At 69.6% G+C, this 17,434-nt stretch carries 19 protein-coding genes; 6 read left to right on the plus strand and 13 right to left on the minus strand.

The genetic code is table 11. The features are described 5' to 3' along the window. Positions 1-15: 15 nt before the first annotated feature. Entirely contained in the window at positions 16-1,305 is a 1,290-nt protein-coding gene (locus MicroSTF_RS16290; RefSeq protein ID WP_322957117.1) for a sugar ABC transporter substrate-binding protein, read from the minus strand. 150 nt (positions 1,306-1,455) lie between these two features. Between MicroSTF_RS16290 and MicroSTF_RS16295 the strand changes: the two genes are divergently transcribed. The 4 genes from MicroSTF_RS16295 to MicroSTF_RS16310 all read left to right on the plus strand — a co-directional run bounded on the left by MicroSTF_RS16295 (position 1,456) and on the right by MicroSTF_RS16310 (position 4,832). Continuing rightward, the gene (locus MicroSTF_RS16295; RefSeq protein ID WP_322957119.1) at positions 1,456-2,721 is read left to right on the plus strand and encodes an LCP family protein; all 1,266 of its coding nucleotides are present in this window, start codon (positions 1,456-1,458) and stop codon (positions 2,719-2,721) included. A 30-nt stretch (positions 2,722-2,751) separates the two neighbouring features. After that, positions 2,752-3,612: a spermidine synthase gene (locus tag MicroSTF_RS16300; protein ID WP_029259797.1), complete on the plus strand. Its 861-nt coding sequence runs from the start codon at positions 2,752-2,754 to the stop codon at positions 3,610-3,612. Between the two features lie 157 nt (positions 3,613-3,769). Beyond that, complete coding sequence (locus MicroSTF_RS16305) at positions 3,770-4,297, plus strand: hypothetical protein (protein ID WP_029259796.1); 528 nt, start codon at positions 3,770-3,772, stop codon at positions 4,295-4,297. 46 nt (positions 4,298-4,343) lie between these two features. Then, positions 4,344-4,832 carry a SprT-like domain-containing protein gene (locus tag MicroSTF_RS16310; RefSeq protein WP_029259795.1) on the plus strand — a complete coding sequence of 163 codons (489 nt, stop codon included), beginning with the start codon at positions 4,344-4,346 and terminating at the stop codon, positions 4,830-4,832. Positions 4,833-4,839: 7 nt separating this feature from the next. On the opposite strand, the gene MicroSTF_RS16315 is transcribed toward MicroSTF_RS16310, so the two are convergent. The 11 genes from MicroSTF_RS16315 to MicroSTF_RS16365 form a co-directional block, all read right to left on the minus strand. Further along, on the minus strand, positions 4,840-5,325 hold the full coding sequence (locus MicroSTF_RS16315) for a DUF3054 domain-containing protein (protein ID WP_136025353.1): 486 nt from the start codon (positions 5,323-5,325) through the stop codon (positions 4,840-4,842). A gap of 138 nt (positions 5,326-5,463) precedes the next feature. Beyond that, entirely contained in the window at positions 5,464-6,123 is a 660-nt protein-coding gene (locus MicroSTF_RS16320; protein ID WP_029259794.1) for a 2-phosphosulfolactate phosphatase, read from the minus strand. 18 nt (positions 6,124-6,141) lie between these two features. Then, positions 6,142-7,602 (minus strand): ABC transporter permease, encoded by a 1,461-nt coding sequence (locus tag MicroSTF_RS16325; RefSeq protein ID WP_029259793.1) that lies wholly within the window; start codon positions 7,600-7,602, stop codon positions 6,142-6,144. Next, positions 7,599-8,360: an ABC transporter ATP-binding protein gene (locus MicroSTF_RS16330; RefSeq protein WP_021198994.1), complete on the minus strand. Its 762-nt coding sequence runs from the start codon at positions 8,358-8,360 to the stop codon at positions 7,599-7,601. Before MicroSTF_RS16330 ends, MicroSTF_RS16325 begins: the two co-directional genes overlap by 4 nt. Positions 8,361-8,463: 103 nt before the next feature. Next, positions 8,464-9,099, minus strand: a complete 636-nt coding sequence (locus MicroSTF_RS16335) for a response regulator (protein ID WP_021198993.1) — start codon at positions 9,097-9,099, stop codon at positions 8,464-8,466. Continuing rightward, entirely contained in the window at positions 9,096-10,274 is a 1,179-nt protein-coding gene (locus MicroSTF_RS16340) for a sensor histidine kinase (RefSeq protein WP_136025350.1), read from the minus strand. Before MicroSTF_RS16340 ends, MicroSTF_RS16335 begins: the two co-directional genes overlap by 4 nt. A gap of 60 nt (positions 10,275-10,334) precedes the next feature. Beyond that, positions 10,335-11,126 carry a class I SAM-dependent methyltransferase gene (locus MicroSTF_RS16345; protein WP_322957128.1) on the minus strand — a complete coding sequence of 264 codons (792 nt, stop codon included), beginning with the start codon at positions 11,124-11,126 and terminating at the stop codon, positions 10,335-10,337. A 26-nt stretch (positions 11,127-11,152) separates the two neighbouring features. Beyond that, positions 11,153-12,307, minus strand: coding sequence for an AMP-binding protein (locus MicroSTF_RS16350; RefSeq protein ID WP_322957130.1), 1,155 nt, complete (start codon positions 12,305-12,307; stop codon positions 11,153-11,155). Between the two features lie 28 nt (positions 12,308-12,335). Further along, positions 12,336-13,256, minus strand: a complete 921-nt coding sequence (locus tag MicroSTF_RS16355) for a 1,4-dihydroxy-2-naphthoyl-CoA synthase (protein WP_322957133.1) — start codon at positions 13,254-13,256, stop codon at positions 12,336-12,338. A gap of 9 nt (positions 13,257-13,265) precedes the next feature. After that, positions 13,266-14,270, minus strand: coding sequence for a permease prefix domain 1-containing protein (locus MicroSTF_RS16360; RefSeq protein ID WP_322957135.1), 1,005 nt, complete (start codon positions 14,268-14,270; stop codon positions 13,266-13,268). A gap of 1 nt (position 14,271) precedes the next feature. Continuing rightward, on the minus strand, positions 14,272-14,604 hold the full coding sequence (locus MicroSTF_RS16365; protein WP_029259789.1) for a PadR family transcriptional regulator: 333 nt from the start codon (positions 14,602-14,604) through the stop codon (positions 14,272-14,274). Between the two features lie 119 nt (positions 14,605-14,723). On the opposite strand from MicroSTF_RS16365, the gene MicroSTF_RS16370 reads away from it, so the two are divergent. Together MicroSTF_RS16370 and MicroSTF_RS16375 are read left to right on the plus strand one after the other, a co-directional pair. Next, entirely contained in the window at positions 14,724-15,743 is a 1,020-nt protein-coding gene (locus MicroSTF_RS16370) for a GNAT family N-acetyltransferase (RefSeq protein ID WP_322957138.1), read from the plus strand. Positions 15,744-15,783: 40 nt separating this feature from the next. Beyond that, the gene (locus MicroSTF_RS16375) at positions 15,784-16,767 is read left to right on the plus strand and encodes an o-succinylbenzoate synthase (protein ID WP_322957140.1); all 984 of its coding nucleotides are present in this window, start codon (positions 15,784-15,786) and stop codon (positions 16,765-16,767) included. A 42-nt stretch (positions 16,768-16,809) separates the two neighbouring features. On the opposite strand, the gene MicroSTF_RS16380 is transcribed toward MicroSTF_RS16375, so the two are convergent. Beyond that, positions 16,810-17,433, minus strand: a complete 624-nt coding sequence (locus MicroSTF_RS16380; RefSeq protein WP_029259786.1) for a TetR/AcrR family transcriptional regulator — start codon at positions 17,431-17,433, stop codon at positions 16,810-16,812. Position 17,434: the final 1 nt, after the last annotated feature.

Raw genomic sequence — 17,434 nt, forward strand, 5'->3', positions numbered from 1 at the left:
GGAAGGGATGCTTCCTTACTTCTGGTTGAGGAGTTCGGTCATCTCGGCGGCGGCGTCCTTCGTCGCGGTCGCGACGTCCTTCTGTCCGCTGAGGATGGCCTGGATCATGGAGTTGGTCGTCTTCTTCGCCTGCACGGCACCGAAGTTCGGGGTGACCGGGACGGATGCTCCGCCGTCGACCATCTGCTCGGCGAACGGTGCGACCAGCGGGTCGGTCGAGGCCAGGGCCTCTTCCATCGCGGACTGCACACCCGGGAAGTACCCGGTCTCGTCCGACCACTGCTCGGCGAACTCGCCGGTGGTCATGAGCTTGACGAACTCCCACGCCAGGTCGGCGTTCTTGGTCGTGTTGAAGACCGAGAGGTGCGATCCGCCGAGCACGGACGGAGCGATGCCACCGTCTTCGCCCGGGATGACGGCCGCGCCGATCTTGCCCTCGAGGTCGGGGTTCGCCTCGACGAGCGACTTCGGCGTCCACGAGCCCGAGAGCATCATGGCGACGTTGCCCTGGGTGAACGCGTCACGGAGGTCGGTCTCCTTCCAGGTGGTCGCACCCGCGGAGGAGAAGCCGTGCTCGGTGGCCAGGCCCGTGTAGAACTCGATGCCCGCCTGCGACTCCGTGCTGTCCAGCTCGCTGGTCCAGGTCTTGCCGTCCTTCGTGGCGATCTCGCCGCCGGCGCCCCAGACCCAGGGGTAGACCTGGAACTCGGCGTCGCCCGGGACCGGGAAGGGCAGCATGTCGGGCTTGGCGGCCTTGATGGCGTCGCCCGCAGCCACGATGTCGTCCCACGTCTTCGGGGCCTCGAGTCCGAGCTCCTCGAACACGTCGGCGCGGTAGACGAGCGAGCGGACGCCCGCGTACCACGGCATGCCGTACAGCTCGCCGTCGTAGGTGCCGGCGACCTCGAGGCCCTCGACGAGGTCGTCGCGGAGGCGCTTCTCGGCATCGACGTACTCGTCGAGCGGCTCGAGCGCACCGGCGTCGGCGAACTCGGCGGTCCAGGTGGTGCCGGTCTCGGCGATGTCGGGGGTCGTGTCGCCGGCGATGGAGGTCACGAAGCGGTCGTGGGCGTCAGCCCACTGGATCTCCTCGATCTTGACCGTCGCGCCGGTCTCCTTCTCGAAGGCGTCGGACACCTTGTCGTAGAAGGCGGAGGCATCGGGGTTCGTGCCCTTCATGATCCAGACGGTGAGTTCCTGACCCTTGCCGTCGGTGGAGCCGGTGTCGCTGCCGCCGGCGCAACCGGCGAGAGCGAGCGTGGCCACGGCGCCGAGCGCCACGGCCGAGAGAATGCGCTTGTGCATTGCGGGGATCTCCTCTTTGAAAAGTCCTGGCAAGCATCGGGTACTCACCGGGGGTTAGGAAAAAGTATCCACGACTAACTAATTACCTGCAAGTTCCTCTCACAATCGTCATGCGGCCGTAACATCAGCTTCTCCCGGTAGGCTCCCCGGATGGTTCGCCGCACCCCTGACAAGGACCGTTCGACGGTCGCCCGCCACGCGACGCTCCCCTCCCGCCGGCCCGCCAGAGGAATCCTGAAGATCGCCGGCATCACCCTGGGCATCGTGCTCGTCTCCGCGATCGCGGTCGCTGCCTTCGTCGTGACCGACTACTTCAACCGCTTTAATGAGGGCGCCGTCACCCTGGAAGGGGCGCCCGAGGTCGAGCCGCCCTCGATCAGCGCGTACCCCGGCGAGTTCAGCATGCTCATCATCGGCACGGACGAATGCGGTGAGGTGTCGACCGGCCTGCTGGGCGAGCGCTGTTCCGAAGCCGACGGGGGGATCCTCAACGACGTGAACCTGCTGGTGCACGTGTCGGCGGAGCCCCGCAACGTCACGGTCGTCTCGCTCCCCCGCGACCTCATGATCCCCACCCCCGAGTGCACCAGAGAAGACGGATCAGTCGCCTCGGAGACGAGCAAGTCGCAGATCAACTCGATCTATCAGAACGCCGGGATGTCGTGTGTGGCGAAGAGCGTCACCGAGCTCACCGGCATCGAGATCCCCTTCGCCGCGAAGATCGACTTCGACGGCGTGATGGAGGTGACCGATGCGATCGGCGGTGTGGAGGTGTGCATCGGTGGCGATGGCATCCGCGACCGGCACACGGCCCTCGACTGGGAACCGGGACTGCGCACCGTCTCGGGTTACGAAGCCCTGCAGTTCATCCGCACCCGGCACGGCGTCGGCGACGAGAGCGACATGGCGCGCGTATCGAACCAGCAGCAGTACATGTCGCGCCTGGTGAAGAAGATCATGAGCGACGAGGTGCTGTCCGACCCCGGCAAGGTGCTGGGGCTCGCCGACACCATCGTGGACAACATCGATCCGAGCGACGAACTGGGGAACCCCCTCCGACTTGCCCAGCTCGCGCTCTCCATCAAGGACGTGCCGTTCTCGGAGTTCGTGTTCCTGCAGTATCCGGTGTTCGCCGATCCAGACGACTCCGATCGTGTGGTCCCGAACCGGGACGCCGCGACCAGCATCTGGGACGCGCTGAAGGCGGGCCAGCCCGTGCAGCTCACCGGCGATGTCAGCAACAACGGAGGCGTCGAGCTCGTCGAGCCCGCGCCGGGAACCGAACCTCCTGTGACGGAGACTCCCGCCACCGACGCTCCGGCGACCGACGCCCCGGCACCGCGCGCGACGCTCGACTCGGCGATCTCCGGACAGACGGCGGAACAGGAGACGTGCGCGAACGGAAAGCAGCGCTGAGCCGCACCGCCAGCGCGTAGGCTCGTGCCCATGGGCCGGACGAGATCGCGCGACACCGAGCATCCCCAGGTCCGGTTGGATCACGGCGGCATCGCCAGCATCATCCCGTCGGAGTTCACGAGCGGCTTCGAGCTGATCGTCGACGGCACGCCGCAGTCGCACGTCGATCTGGACGACCCGACGCACCTGCACTTCGAGTACATCGTGCGCATGGGGGCGGTGATCGACCAGCTGCCGCCCGGCCCGCTGACCGCCGTGCATCTCGGCGCCGGTGCGCTGACGATCCCCCGCTACGTCGAGGCGACGCGGCCTGGCTCCCGGCAGCAGGTCATCGAACTCGAGGCCCCCCTCGCTCAGCTGGTGCGGGAACATCTTCCTCTGCCGAAAGGGGCGGCGATCCGGATCAGGATCGGCGATGCCCGCGAGGGCGTCGCGAAGCTGCCGAGCGGACTGCAGGCCAGCTGCGACCTCGTCGTCTCCGACGTGTACTCCGGAGCCCAGACGCCCGCCCACCTCACCAGCGTCGAGTTCTACCGTGAGCTCGCGGAGCTGCTCGCGCCCGGCGGCGTGCTCCTCGTCAACGTCGCCGACGGCCCCGGTCTCGCCTTCGCCCGCCGACAGGCCGCGACCATCGCAGACGTGCTCCCCGAGATCGGCATCCTCGCCGACACACAGGTGCTCAAGGGCCGGCGGTTCGGCAACCTCGTCGTCGCGGCCTCGGCCGCTCCCCTGCCGACGGAATGGCTGCCGCGCATCCTGGCCGCCGGTCCCCACCCCGCGAAGATCGCGCAGGGCGCCGAGGCGGACGCCTTCCTCCACGGGGCGCGGATCGTGACCGACGCCGACGCCATCGCCTCCCCGCGACCCGACGCCTCGCTCTTCCTGCGCTGAGCCACGAGCGTCTCCGGCGTCCGAGGAGAGGCACGATCGGTGACAGCAGCGCCGGGGCGCCGTGTGTCGAAGAGAGGATGCGGAGACCAGGGCGCGCCGCCCCGACGACCCCGTCACCGGAAGGCAGACTGGTGGGGGACGCTGCGGAAGGAGAGCAATGAGTTTGATCCGGGGATACGACCAGGACACCCTCCGCGAGAAGGTCGATCTCGACGAGTGCGAGGCACGACTCGCGGAGATCGATTCGCAGCGCAGCCTGCCCGCTCTGCTGGAGCGCGTGTGGCTGCTGAAAGTGCTCGACCGCCTCGACGAGGCGCTCGCGCTGGCCGATGAGACGGTGCGTCAAGCGCGCATGGCCGGCACCCGGAAGGACGTTCTGCGCGCCCGCGTGCTGCACGCCACGATCCTGCAGTATCGGGGCGCGCACGCCGCAGCCGAACAGGAGCTCTCGACCTGCGCGACCGAGGCGGAGGGGCAGCGCTGGCTGTCGATAGCCGCGTTCGCGTACCAGCACCACGGCAAGAACGCCTACGACGCAGGCGACTACGAGACCGCCAGGGAGAGCTTCAAGCAGTCGCTGTTCCTCCGGCGCGAGTCGGGTGCGGAGGACAGCGAGCTCGAGACGGCGCTCCTGGCCATCGAGGCTGTCGAGCGGCGCCGCCCGCCGCAGCTCATCGCGGGCTGAGTCTTCGTGCCACCGCGATGTCGGCGGCATGGCTTAGCCTGATCGCATGGCGGAACTCGACCGTGTGCGCGTCTGGGGCGAAGCACTGATCACGCTGCACCTCGACGACAGCTGGTCGTTCGGCTTCGACAACGCCAAGCGGCGGGCCGGGCAGTGCGACTACACGAAGAAGCGCATCACCGTGTCCCGCTATCTCGCCGCACGCTTCGAAGACGACGACATCCATCAGGTGCTGCTGCATGAGGTCGCGCACGCCCTCGCCGGTCACGCCGCTGCGCATGGTCCCGCGTGGAAGCGCGTCGCCCGTGATCTCGGCTACGTCGGGGGAACGACCCACCACGGTGAGACGGCCGTGGAGCTCGCCCCCTGGGTGGGCAGCTGCCCCGCAGGTCACGTCACCTACCGGCACCGCCGCCCGACGAGACCGACATCGTGCGCCCGGTGCTCGCGCACATTCGACTCCCGCCATCTCTTCGCCTGGACCCGACGGGAGATCTCGACCGACGTGCGCCTCGCCGCGCAGATGCCGCGCTGACCGCGGCTCAGCCCTTCGGGTCGTCGCGGCTCTCCGCATCGGTCGTCAGTGCTGCGCCGGGTTCGACGGCCGCGCCGGAATCGACCACTGCGCCGGAATCGACCCCCGCGCCGGATTCCACGGTCACATCGGCAGCGCTGCGCCGACGACGCAGCAGGGCTGCGATCGCGCGCCAACCGACCAGGAACGCCCCGAGCACGAGCGTCGCCACGATGATGAACGGCAGCTCCGCCGTGTCGCCGCTGAGCACACGGATGAGCATCCCACCCGCGACCGTGACGGCCCACACCACTGCACCCCATGGCAGCGACCAGGGACGACGGGGACGGCCGGGCAGCAGCGCGGCGAGGAGATGGCCCACGAGCAGAGCGATCAGGAACGGCCATGCCGTGAGCAGGAACCCCGCAGGGTTCTCATCGTGGGACGCGCGACCGATCGCGGCGAAGATCAGCACGAGCACGACATCGACGACGACAGCGGGAAGGTACCTCATGCCACGACCCTACGTGCCCGCGGCCGTGCCGGTGCCTGCCCCGCGGTAACCGGCGGAGATCTCCGTGTCGGGAGGATGTCCTGCGGCCGCGCGTCCGCCCGTCGGGGAGAAATCCTCCAAACGGGGTGGGCATGCGCATCAGTCGAAGCGGACGAACGATCCCTCGTGGAGCACCGGGACGACGTCGACCGCATCGAGGACGGCGGCATCCGCCACGGAGGTCGGAATCAGACCCGATGCTTCGATGCGGGCGGTCGCGACGACGCCGGCGGCGAGCTCACGGCCGGATCCGCTCGCACCGACCATGTGCCGCATCGCGCCGCGCAGGGCGTGGAAGCCCTCGGCGGCGACCGCGGCGTCCGGAGCCGTGTGATCGATACCCCGATCCGAGAGCGCCGAGACGATCGCACCGGCCCCGAGCTGATCCTCGACGGCGAACCGCAGCGCACCCGCCTCATCCAGCTCGCCGGCCGCGATCACCGCGACAGAGGTGCGTGCCTGCCGTCGCTCCTGGATGGTCTGCACGGCCCGTGCGACGGCCGCCGCGTTGCGGATGCCGCCGACGAGCACCGTCGCCTCGGAGGGAGCCGCAGCGACGACGGCCGCCCCGTTCCGCGACCACCCCTCCGCCTCCGCGAGCGCGACCGCAGAGCCGGACGCCGTGGCATCGATGACCGTGGAGGAGAACCGCAGCACATCGACGACCACGACGACGTCGGCATCGGCGAGGCGGGCGAGACCCGCGGTGCCCCAGTCGAGGCGGACCTGATAGGTGGACTGATCGAACGGCGACGGCATCCGACAAGCCTAGAGGCGTCAGTCCGCCGCGAGCGCCTCGACCGGGGCCACCCTGGTCGCCAGTCGGGTGGGCGTCGCCGCCGCCACCAGCGTCAGCACCGCCGTCGCGACGACGATGATGGCGACGGGGATCCACGGGATCTGCGGAGCGATGAGTCCCGCGGGAACGAAGTCCGGCAGGGTCGGCACCGATCCGAGCAGCGACTGCGCGGCTATCCAGCCGTATGCCACGCCCAGGACGAGTCCCGTCAGCGTCGCGGCGACCGTGATGTGGGTCGCCTCCAGCAGCACCATCCGTCGCACCTGGCGGTTGGACAGCCCGATCGAGCGCAGCAGCCCCAGTTCGCGACGACGCTGCACCACGCCGATCGTGAGCAGGTTGACGAGCCCGACCGCCGCGATCACGGCCGAGACGGCGACCAGCACCATCATCACCGCCGCGAAGGCGTCCATCGGGGCGAAGAACGCCGCAGGAACCTCTCCGGTGGTCTGGCTCATCATCAGCCGCTTGGCCGACTCGAGGGCCACGGCGAACATCGTCACCAAGGTCACGCCCATGACCACGCCGATCGCCATCCTCGACGAGCGTTCCGGGTAGCGCAGCGCATTCTCGGCCGCGAGACGAGCCGTCGCGCTCGATCCGAACATCCGCCCCACCAGTCGCAGGACCGGGGGCATGAACAGCACGGATCCGAGAGCCAGGCCCGTGAACGAGAGCACACCGCCGAAGAAGGCGACGACGACCCCGAGCGGTGTGACGAGACCGACGAGCACACCACCCACGAGGAGCGCGGCACCGGCGATCAACAGCACCCAGGCGCCGATGTGCCGACCCGGCGTGCCGGAGACGTCGTCGTGCGTGCGCTCGACAGACCCGCCGAGCGCCTGCAGAGGCGTGACCGACAGCACACGGCGGGAACCCGCCCATGCCGCCGCCCAGGTCGTGAGGGCGACGCCGATCGCCGGCAGCGCCACGAACGGCTGCGCGAGGGAGAAGTCGGTCGGGGCGTTGGCGATCAGCTGCCCGCCGACCTGCACCCCGACGACCGCGAGCACGAGACCCGCGAGCATGCCGATCGCCGCCCCGAGCAGCCCGACGACGAGCCCCTGCTTCCCGACCTCGGCCCGCTGCGACCGCGCGGTCGCCCCGATCAGACGCATGAGGGCGATCTGGCGGGTGCGTCCGGCGATGATCGTCGAGAAGGTGTTCGCCGTGACGATGGCGGCGACGTACATCGCGACGACCGTCAGCAGCACCGACAGCAGTGCGACAACGAACGCGAGCGTCCCGCTGTCGCCGATGAAGGGATCGGCCTGCAGCACGGCGCCGATGTAGGCCGTGATCTCGACCAGGAGCACTCCGAACGCGGCGGACAGCGCGGCGACCAGGACGCTCGCGCCCATCCCCCGGTCTCGCAGCCAGGCCAGTCGAGGACCGGTCGCGCGGGTCTCGGGGACGACCGTGGCGACGGCGGTCATGCTGCCACCTCGGCGGCGAGCATGTAGGCCGAGATCTCTTCTGCGGTCTGACGCGGGTGGTCGGCGACGATGCGTCCGTCACCGAGGTAGAGCACGCGGTCGGCGTGGCTCGCCGCGATCGCGTCGTGCGTGACCATCGCGATGGACTGGCCGTGCTCACGGCTCGCGGTGGCGAGCAGACGCAGCACCTCGCGTCCGGTCTTCGAGTCGAGGTTGCCCGTGGGCTCGTCCGCGAACACCAGATCCGGTGCCGTGGCCAGGGCTCGGGCGATCGCCACACGCTGCTGCTGCCCGCCGGACAGCTGATGCGGGCGGTGAGAGAGACGCGAGCCGAGCCCGAGCGTCTCGATCAGTCCGTCGATGCGCGCCCTCTCGATCGCGCTCGGACGACGACCGTCGAGCTCGAACGGCAGCATGATGTTGCCGAGAGCGTCGAGCGTCGGCACGAGGTTGAAGGCCTGGAAGATGAAGCCGACCCGGCGACGACGCAGAATCGTGAGATCGATGTCTCCGAGCCCCGTGATCTCGGTGTCACCGATCCACGCCCGTCCCTCGGTGGGGCTGTCGAGCCCCGCCATGATGTGCATCAGGGTGGACTTGCCGGAGCCCGATGGCCCCATGATGGCGGTGAACTGTCCCCGGCGGATGCCGACGCTGACGTCGTCCAGCGCATGGACGGTGCCCTCACCGGAGCCGTAGGTCTTCTTCAGGTGCTGGACGCGGGCGGCGAGCCCCAGGTCGGTGGTCGTGATCTCCATGCATCCGACGCTATTTCCGCGGTACCTCGCCGGTCATCGCTCCCGGGGACCCTTCCGCATACATCGCAAGGATGATCCGCGGACTCCGCCCGCGGAACGGCGTTCAGGCGAGGCCGTGCTCGAACGCGAAGACCACCAGCTGTACGCGGTCGCGCAGCGCGAGCTTGCTGAGGATGCGGCTGATGTGGGTCTTCACGGTCGCCTCGCTCAGGTACTCCCGGCCGGCGATCTCGGCGTTCGAGAGCCCCCGGGCGGCGAGCGCGAAGATCTCCCGCTCGCGGTCCGTGAGGTCGGCGTACTGCGGCGGCACGGGCTTGGGTGCTTCGGCGAAGTGCTCGAACAGGTCGCGTGTCGCGGCGGCGGCGATCACGCTCGAGCCCGAGTGCACCGTGCGGATCGCGGCGAGCAGGAACTCCGGATCGGCATCCTTGAGGAGGAAGCCGCTCGCGCCCTGCCGGATGGCCCGTGCCGCCGCTTCGTCGAGGTCGAACGTCGTGAGCATGACGACGCGCGGCGGTTCCGGGCGTGCCAGGATCTCGGCGGTCGCCGTGAGCCCGTCCATGACCGGCATCCGGATGTCCATCAGCACCACGTCGGGCCGGGTCGTGCGGACGACCTCGAGCGCCTCCTTGCCGTCGCCGGCTTCTCCGACGACTTCGAGGTCGGGCTGGGAGGCGACGAGCATGCGGATCCCGGCACGGAAGAGCGCCTGGTCGTCGACGAGCACGACTCTGATCATTCGGAGACTCCGATCGGGAGCGTGGCGTGGACGACGAACTGTGCCCCTCGGCGCTCGGCTTGCAGACTACCGCCGACGAGCTGCGCACGCTCGCGCATGCCGATGACACCGTGCCCGCCGGGAGACACCGTCGCTTCCCCCGTGACGGTGTTGCGCACATCGACGTCGACGCGGTCCGCGAGCCAGGCGAGGTGCACGTCGACCGCGCCGTCCCCATGCCGGATCGCGTTCGTGAGCGCTTCCTGCAGGATGCGGTAGACCGCGAGCTGGATGGCCGCCGGCGGCTCCCCCGGCGGCATCGGGTCGACGGTGACCCGCGGTTCGATTCCGGCCTGCCGCACCTGCGAGAACAGCGCTTCGAGGTCGGCGAGCGTGGGCTGCGGGCCGTCGCCCTGCCGGTGCCGCAGCTGTGTGAGCAGCATCCGCACGTCGCTCAAGGCGCCACGCGCCGTCTGGGCGATGGTGCCGAGCGCCTCGGTCGCGAGTTCGGGCTTCACCGCGGCCGCGTACCTGGCCCCGTCGGCCTGCGCGATCACCACCGCGAGCGAGTGGGCGACCACATCGTGCATGTCGCGCGCGATCCGCACCCGCTCCTGCTCCTCCGCGGCGAGCGACTCCGCCTGCAGCTGGGCCGACCGGGTGCGGCGAGCGCGCAGCACGACGCGCCACAGCAGCCCGCACACCCAGGCGAACCCGAGCGCCATGACGGAGACGACGAGCAGCAGTGTGCCCGCGCTGACCTTCTCCCACCCGCTGCCCGTGCCGAAGGCGACGCCGTTGACGATGACCATGAACACGGCAGCGACCAGGCCGCCGAACAGCGCCGAACCGAATCCCCACCAGAGCACGCGGCGTGTGCCCCAGGCGGAGGTGGCGTACAGCACGAGCAGGATCGCGATGTCGATCGGCAACGGTCCGAACCCGGAGAGCATCTGCAGCACGGCGCCGGCCCATGCGGCAACGAGCGCCCACCCGGGGGCGAGCCGGCCGATGGCGACGCCGCCCGACATCAGGACGCTCGCGATGACAATGCCAGCGACCGCTGCTCCCCCGATCGCGGTGTTCCCCGTTCCGGGCCCGTAGAACACCAGCGACATCGGCACGAGCACGAGGAAGAGCAGCGCCGCCCCGACGATGTCGAGGATCAGCGCGGTGCGGGACAGCGGGCGGATCACTCCCCCACGCTACGCGAGGGCCCCGGCGCCGGCATCCGCCGCGGGATGTATCCCCGTCCGTCAGGCGCGGGCGAGGATCTCGCCGTGCGGCACCAGATACCAGCCGTCGCCGTCGTCGGCCCAGCGCCTCCACGCATCGCTGATCTCCTGCAGATCGGCGCGCGTCGCCATGTCGCTGTCGACGAGCTGCCGCGCGAGGGCGGATTCGAGGATGCGGTCGGCCCACATCCCACCCCACCAGGCACGCTCGGCGGGTGACGCGTAGCACCATGTGGATGCCGTCGCCGTGATGTCGGTGAAACCCGCGGCGCGCGCCCACGACAGCAGCCGGCGCCCCGCATCCGGTTCCCCACCGTTGGCCTGTGCAGCCGCACGGTAGAGCGCGAGCCAGCGATCGAGCTCCGGCAGCACGGGGAACCAGACGAAGCCCGCGTAGTCGGCATCGCGCGCGGCGACGATCCCGCCGGGAACAGTGACGCGGCGCATCTCCCGAAGTGCCTGCACCGGGTCGCCGACGTGCTGCAGCACCTGATGTGCGTGTACGACGTCGAAGGAGTCGTCGGCGAAGCCCAGTGCGTGCACGTCCTCGACCGAGAAGTCGAGGTTCGTCAGGCCCCGGTCGGCCGCGAGTCCCTGGGAGAGCGACAGCGCATCCTCGTCGATCTCGGTCGCGGTCACGTGCGCGACGATGCCGGCGAAGTCGACCGTGATGCTGCCGGGGCCCGCGCCGACATCGAGAAGGCGGGTCGTGGACGTGAGGTGGGGGCGGAGGTACGCGGCCGAGTTCGCGATGTCGCGCACGTTGTGCGAGCGGAGGACGGATTCGTGGTGTCCATGCGTGTACGAGGCCATGCGGTTCAGTCTGGCAGAGCCCGCCCTCAGTGCAGCTGCGCGACCATGCGGCGGATGGCCTCGCGGTCGGGTTTGCCGGAGGACAGCACCTCGATCTCGTCCACCATGATCAGACGAGCCGGTCGGGCATGCTTGCCGAGTTCGTTCTCGACCGCGTCGCGCGCCTGCGCGAGCTGCTCCGACTCGCTGCGACGCAGCACCTCGCCCCGGGCCGCGACGATCACGGACGCCTCGCCCCAGCGCTCGTCCTCCACGCCGACCACCACCGCCTCGTGCAGCCCCGCGATCCGGCGGACGACCCGCTCGACACGATCGAGCGAGATGTTGATCCCTCCGGACACGATCACGTTGTCGGCACGGCCGTGCACCCGGACGACACCGTCTTCGACGAGACCGAGATCCCCGGTCCGGTACCAGCGGATGCCGTGCTCGTCGCGCACGAACGTGCGCGCGGTCAGTGATCCGTCACCGATGTATCCCTCGGCGAGCATGGGGCCCGCGATCCGCAGCTCGCCGTCGACCGTGCGCACGCCGACCGTGTCGAGAGGAACGCCGTCGTAGACGCAGCCGCCGCTGGTCTCGGTCGAACCGTAGGTGCGCACCAGACGCACCCCCAGATCGGCGGCACGCTCGCGCAACGGTTCGGGGAGCGATTGCCCGCCCACCAGGATCGCCCGGTAGGCCGTCAATGCGGCACGGACGGCGGTGTCGTCCGCGGCGTCGAGCAGAGTCGCGACCTGCGCCGGGACGAGCGACGTGAACAGCTCCGGGACCCCGGCCCCTGGCGATGGCCGCAGCATCTCGAGGGTCGCCTCGGCGAACGATGTCGGCGAGAAGCGGCCCTCGATCCGCGCGGGCTGCGTGTCCGCGAGGATCGAGCGCACCAGCACCTGCAGTCCCGCCACGTAGCCGGCGGGAAGGGCGAGCAGCCAGCGACCGCTCCCGATCCGCGCGGCCGTGGCCTCGGCGCTCGCCCGCAGGGCCTCCCCGCTGAGCGCGACCCGCTTCGGCACCCCACTCGACCCCGAGGTCGCGATCACGGCGGCGAGGCCGTCCGCCACGTCCTCCGGGGCGCCGGTCACCATCCCGAGCCCCAGCGCCGGACCGCCGTCGAGCGCGCGCTGCAGGGCCTCTCGCAGGCGAACCAGATCTTCGGCATCCGTGGGGATCAGGGCGGTCATGCGCGTCTCCGACTCTGGGCTGCCCTGGTCAGTAGTGCCAGGGGAAGGGCGACCAGTCCGGGTCGCGCTTCTCGAGGAACGAGTCGCGGCCCTCGACGGCTTCGTCGGTGCCGTAGGCGAGGCGGGTGGCCTCCCCCGCGAAGACCTGCTGGCCGACCAATCCGTCGTCGACCGCGTTGAAGGCGAACTTCAACATGCGGATCGCCGTGGGAGATTTCGTGAGTACGGTGCGCGCCATCTTCAGCGCCTCGCGCTCGAGCTCGGCATGCGGCACCACCCGGTTCACGGCGCCCATCTCGTAGGCACGCTGCGCCGAGTACTCCTCGGCGAGGAAGAACACCTCACGGGCGAACTTCTGACCGGTCTGACGGGCCATGTACGCCGAGCCGTAGCCGGCGTCGAAGCTGCCGACATCCGCATCGGTCTGCTTGAAGCGCGCCTCTTCGGCTGAGGCGATGGTGAGGTCGCACACCACGTGCAGGGAATGTCCGCCACCGGCAGCCCATCCCGGCACCACCGCGATGACGACCTTGGGCATGAAGCGGATGAGGCGCTGCACTTCGAGGATGTGCAGGCGGCCGACCGCTGCGCGGCCCGCCCCGTCGACGATCGCCGTCTCCGCGTCGGAGTACTTGTACCCGTCACGACCGCGGATGCGCTGGTCGCCGCCCGAGCAGAACGCCCAGCCGCCGTCCTTCGGGCTCGGTCCGTTTCCCGTGAGCAGCACCGCGCCGATGCGCGCATCCTGCCGGGCGATGTCGAGTGCGCGATAGAGCTCGTCGACGGTGTGCGGACGGAAGGCGTTGCGCACCTCCGGCCGGTTGAACGCGATGCGTGCGACACCGCCGTCTCGCGAGACGTGAGCGGTGATGTCGGTGTAGTCCTCCGCCCCGGGCGCGAGCACCCATTCGGCCGGGTCGAACAGATCGGAGACGAAGGCGGTGGTCACGTATCCAGCCTATTCCTCGCGCCCACGCCGCGCCCGCCAGGTCTTCATCCAGCCGTCGACGATGTCCCAACCGACGCCCACCGCGATGCCGAACCCCAACAGGACGGCGAGGATGCGGAACACCCCGCCTTCGTCGGCCGACTCCGCCTGCCCTGACGCGAACTCCTCCCCGCCTGCTGCGGTGATCTGCGCGAGGAACTCCGGATTCACCAGGTCACCGGTCAGCAGCAGCACGAGAACCCAGGCGAGGAACGCGACGGCGAGCACCGTGTTCACCACGGCCAGTCCGGTGCTCCACCGTCCCCTGCGGTAGAGGACGACGGCGAACACCGCCTCCGCGACGATGAGCAGTAACAGGACGCCGATCCCCCACGGCCACAACTGCGGATTCAAGATCGGCAACGCCCCGCCGTCGACGTGGACGAAACCACGGAAGCGATCCCAGAGGAGAGCACCGATCGCGATGCCGAGGAAGACGAGCGAGGCGATCAGCTCACTCCGCCCCACTCCCTTCTCTGTCGGCTCCGGCAGCTGATCCAGATCCCACTTCTCGATCGCGGTCGTGCTGTTCGAGCGCTCGAGGATGACGAACACGAGCGTGGTCCAGAAACAGATGTGCAGGATCGCACCACCGGTCGCGAGGATCGAGGTCGAGATGATCTCCCCGACGGGGGCGTTGGAGATGGTCTGTCCCAGCGCGACGCCGCCCAGAACGCAGACGGGAACGATCATCAGCAGCAGCTTGAGCAGCCGCCACCAGGTCAAGTAGAAGCGCGGCCCGATGAGGTAGAGCGGGCGCTCCGCGTAGCCTGCGGCCAGGATTCCCGGGTCGCCGAGTTCGGTGAGCACTGCGCGCTCTGCCGACTCCGGTGCCTCCCCCTGCTCGACCCTGGCCTCGATCGCGTCGGCGATGGAGGCCTCGAGCTCAGCGCGGACGTCGGCTTGGGCGTCGGGGCGCAGACTGCGGATCGTCGCGCTGATGTAGCGCTCGGTGAGTGTGAACGTCGTGGTCATGTCAGTTCTCCTCTGCGGTGAGGGACGCGATCGCGGTGGTGAGTGATCGCCATTCGTCGGTGAGGGTGTCGGCGAGGCGGATGCCGGCGTCGGAGGTGCGGTAGAACTTGCGGGGCCGCGCCTCGTCGGTGTTCCACTCGCTCGTGAGGTACTCCTGCTTCTCCAGGCGGCGGAGCAGCGGATAGAGGGTGTTCGCGTCGGTAGCGAAGCCGCGCTGCTCGAGCTGCTCGAGCAGCGAATAGCCGTACCCCGGCGTGCGCAGCAGCTGCAGGCAGGCGAGCACCACGGTGCCGCGCCGCAGTTCCTGCAGGTGCGTGTCGAGCGTCTCGTTCATGACGATCACATTACTGTGCGTCACACACCATTGTCAATCACACATTTATGCGCGATCCAAGGCGAGACGAGAGAGCATCGAGACGGGAAAGTGTCGAGGCGGGAAAGTACCGTGGAGACATGACGCTCGAGATCACGCGCATCGACCCGTTCGACGCCGCTGCGGTGGATGCCTGGTGGGACGCCTATGCGTCCGCCGAGCGCGCAGACCGCGGGGACGACATCCCCGTCTGGTCCCGGGAGGAGACCCGCAGCGAGCTGCAGCAGGAGTCACGGGTCAACGAGCGGCGCGCCTTCCTGCTGCACGACGACGGCCTCGTCGTGGGTGCCGCGAGCCTCACCCTCCCACTGAAGGACAACACGCACGTCGCCTACCTCGACATCGATGTGCCCCTCGCGCACCGACGGCGCGGAGTCGGGTCCGCCGCCCTCGCCTTCCTCGAAAGCGAAGCCGCGGCCGCCGGACGCACCACCGCGCAGGGCGACACCTCGTGGCGGTACGAGCTCGGCTCCGACGGCTCCGGCGACCCTGGCCGGGAGTTCGCTCGTCGACACGGCTACGCGCTCGCGCTCGGCGATGTGCAGAACAGGCTCGCACTCCCCGTCGCGCCGACGGTGCTCGACGGCATCGATGCCGACATCGCCGCCGCGATCCAGGGCTACACGATCCGCAGCTGGGTCGGGCCGGTACCGGATGATGTCGTCGAAGGCTGGGCGATCCTCGATGCCTCGATCGACACCGAGGCGCCCAGCGGCGATCTCGACATCGAACCCGCGAAGCCCGATGTGGAGAGCATCCGCGAGCACGAGGACCTCCTCGTCCGGCAGAACCGCCTGTCGATCGGCACGATCGCCCTCGACCCGCAGGGCGAGGCGGTCGCCTACACGCAGCTGGTCGTGTCGGGGGACGACGGCAACGCCTACCAGTGGGGAACACTCGTACGTGGCTCGGATCGCGGCCACCGCCTCGGCACCGCGGTGAAGATCGCCAATCTCCGCCTGCTGCAGCACGCGGCGCCGCAGGCACGGGCGGTCTACACCTACAACGCCGAGTCGAATGCCCACATGCTCGCCGTCAACACCCTGCTCGGGTTCGCCCCCACCGAACGGATGGGCGAGTTGCAGAAACACCTGACCTGACGTCCGGCGCTCAGAGACTCCGCGGGGACAGAATGGGCACATGATCCCGCCACTCGCAGACCTGCTCGACTCGGCCAGGGTCGTCGCCCTCCCGATGCACAGCCGCTTCCGTGGCGTGGACGTGCGGGAGGCCCTGCTCTTCGAGGGGCCGGAAGGGTGGGCGGAGTTCTCCCCATTCGTGGAGTACGAGGATGCGGAGGCGGCGACGTGGCTCGCCGCCGCGATCGACTATGCGTGGCGTGCGCAGCCGGAGCCGCTGCGCAACCGAGTCGGCGTGAACGCCACGGTGCCGGCGATCGATCCGGAGCGCGTGCCCGAGCTGCTGGCACGGTTCCCCGGATGCCGCACAGCCAAGGTCAAGGTCGCCGAACCGGGCCAGACCCTGGCCGACGACGTGGCGCGAGTGCGCGCCGTGCGGGAGGTCATGGGGCCGGAGGGACGCGTCCGCGTCGACGCGAACGGCGCGTGGAACGTCGACGAGGCCGAGCACGCAGTGCACGCGCTCGGCGAATACGACCTGGAGTACGTGGAACAGCCGTGCGCGACGGTGCCGGAGCTGGCGGAACTGCGCCGGCGCGTGAAGTACATGGGCATCCCGGTGGCAGCCGACGAGAGCGTGCGCAAGTCGACCGACCCGCTCGCGGTCGCACGTGCCGGCGCCGCGGATCTGCTCGTGATCAAGGCCCAGCCGCTGGGCGGCATCACCCACGCCCTGCAGATCGTCACCGCCGCGGGGTTGCCCGTCGTGGTCTCCAGTGCCCTGGACACGGCGATCGGTCTGTCACAGGGGGCCGCACTCGCTGCCGCGCTCCCGTCGCTCGACTACGACTGCGGGCTCGGCACGGCGTCGCTCTTCCTCGACGACGTGGCGGACCTGCGTCCCGTCGACGGCACGATCCCGGTCGGCCACGTGACGCCCGATGCCGAGTCCCTCAACCGTCTCGCCGCGTCGGACGAGCGTCGCGAGTGGTGGTTCGCCCGACTCGCCCGCTGCCACTACGAGCTCTCGAGCAGCGCGCACTGAGCAGGGTGGACCTCTCCACCTCCACCCCGGCGAACCTGCGGACTACTGCTCGATGAGCAGCTGCACCAGACGACCGAGCTCTTCGCCACCGGAGTGCCGCAGCTGGGCGTCATCCTGGCCCGCCATGGCGCCGCGCACGGTCATGCCCTCCCAGATGATCATGAGCATGCGGGCAGCCGTCTCGGCCGGAAGGCGAAGGCGCAGCAGGCCGGCGGTGACGATGTCGTCGACGATCTGCGCGATGCTCGAGACCATCTCGCGCTCCTGCGCGAGGTAGGCCTCGCCGAACTTCGCGTCGCGCAGTGCACGGATACGGATCTCGCTGAGCAGCATGACACCGAGACGGTCGTCTCCTCCGAGCTCCATGATCTGCTGCACGAGGTCGATGGGATCGCACCCCTCGACCAGGGCACCGGCGGCCGTCAGCTCCTCCACGCGGGTGCGCACCGCGTTCACGCGCACCTCGGAGACGCTGGCGGCGAGCATGAGGAACAGCTCGTCCTTGGACTCGAAGTTCGAGTAGAACGCACCGCGGGTGAACCCGGCACGCTCGCAGACGGCCTCCACCGACGCTCCATCGAGCCCGACTTCGGCGAAGACCTGCGCCGCCGCCTCGAGCAGGCGGGCTCGCGTGTTCTCGCGGCTGCGGGTTGCGGGTGTCGACATC

This window comes from Microbacterium sp. STF-2 (assembly GCF_034650155.1).
Classification (GTDB): Bacteria; Actinomycetota; Actinomycetes; order Actinomycetales; family Microbacteriaceae; genus Microbacterium; species Microbacterium maritypicum_A.

Excerpts from the sequence above, each read along its gene's own strand:
- MicroSTF_RS16290 (WP_322957117.1), bottom strand. The coding sequence starts at position 1,305 with ATGCACAAGCGCATTCTCTCGGCCGTGGCGCTCGGCGCCGTGGCCACG.
- MicroSTF_RS16295 (WP_322957119.1), top strand. The coding sequence starts at position 1,456 with ATGGTTCGCCGCACCCCTGACAAGGACCGTTCGACGGTCGCCCGCCAC.
- MicroSTF_RS16300 (WP_029259797.1), top strand. The coding sequence starts at position 2,752 with ATGGGCCGGACGAGATCGCGCGACACCGAGCATCCCCAGGTCCGGTTG.
- MicroSTF_RS16305 (WP_029259796.1), top strand. The coding sequence starts at position 3,770 with ATGAGTTTGATCCGGGGATACGACCAGGACACCCTCCGCGAGAAGGTC.
- MicroSTF_RS16310 (WP_029259795.1), top strand. The coding sequence starts at position 4,344 with ATGGCGGAACTCGACCGTGTGCGCGTCTGGGGCGAAGCACTGATCACG.
- MicroSTF_RS16315 (WP_136025353.1), bottom strand. The coding sequence starts at position 5,325 with ATGAGGTACCTTCCCGCTGTCGTCGTCGATGTCGTGCTCGTGCTGATC.
- MicroSTF_RS16320 (WP_029259794.1), bottom strand. The coding sequence starts at position 6,123 with ATGCCGTCGCCGTTCGATCAGTCCACCTATCAGGTCCGCCTCGACTGG.
- MicroSTF_RS16325 (WP_029259793.1), bottom strand. The coding sequence starts at position 7,602 with ATGACCGCCGTCGCCACGGTCGTCCCCGAGACCCGCGCGACCGGTCCT.
- MicroSTF_RS16330 (WP_021198994.1), bottom strand. The coding sequence starts at position 8,360 with ATGGAGATCACGACCACCGACCTGGGGCTCGCCGCCCGCGTCCAGCAC.
- MicroSTF_RS16335 (WP_021198993.1), bottom strand. The coding sequence starts at position 9,099 with ATGATCAGAGTCGTGCTCGTCGACGACCAGGCGCTCTTCCGTGCCGGG.
- MicroSTF_RS16345 (WP_322957128.1), bottom strand. The coding sequence starts at position 11,126 with ATGGCCTCGTACACGCATGGACACCACGAATCCGTCCTCCGCTCGCAC.
- MicroSTF_RS16350 (WP_322957130.1), bottom strand. The coding sequence starts at position 12,307 with ATGACCGCCCTGATCCCCACGGATGCCGAAGATCTGGTTCGCCTGCGA.
- MicroSTF_RS16360 (WP_322957135.1), bottom strand. The coding sequence starts at position 14,270 with ATGACCACGACGTTCACACTCACCGAGCGCTACATCAGCGCGACGATC.
- MicroSTF_RS16365 (WP_029259789.1), bottom strand. The coding sequence starts at position 14,604 with ATGAACGAGACGCTCGACACGCACCTGCAGGAACTGCGGCGCGGCACC.
- MicroSTF_RS16370 (WP_322957138.1), top strand. The coding sequence starts at position 14,724 with ATGACGCTCGAGATCACGCGCATCGACCCGTTCGACGCCGCTGCGGTG.
- MicroSTF_RS16375 (WP_322957140.1), top strand. The coding sequence starts at position 15,784 with ATGATCCCGCCACTCGCAGACCTGCTCGACTCGGCCAGGGTCGTCGCC.
- MicroSTF_RS16380 (WP_029259786.1), bottom strand. The coding sequence starts at position 17,433 with ATGTCGACACCCGCAACCCGCAGCCGCGAGAACACGCGAGCCCGCCTG.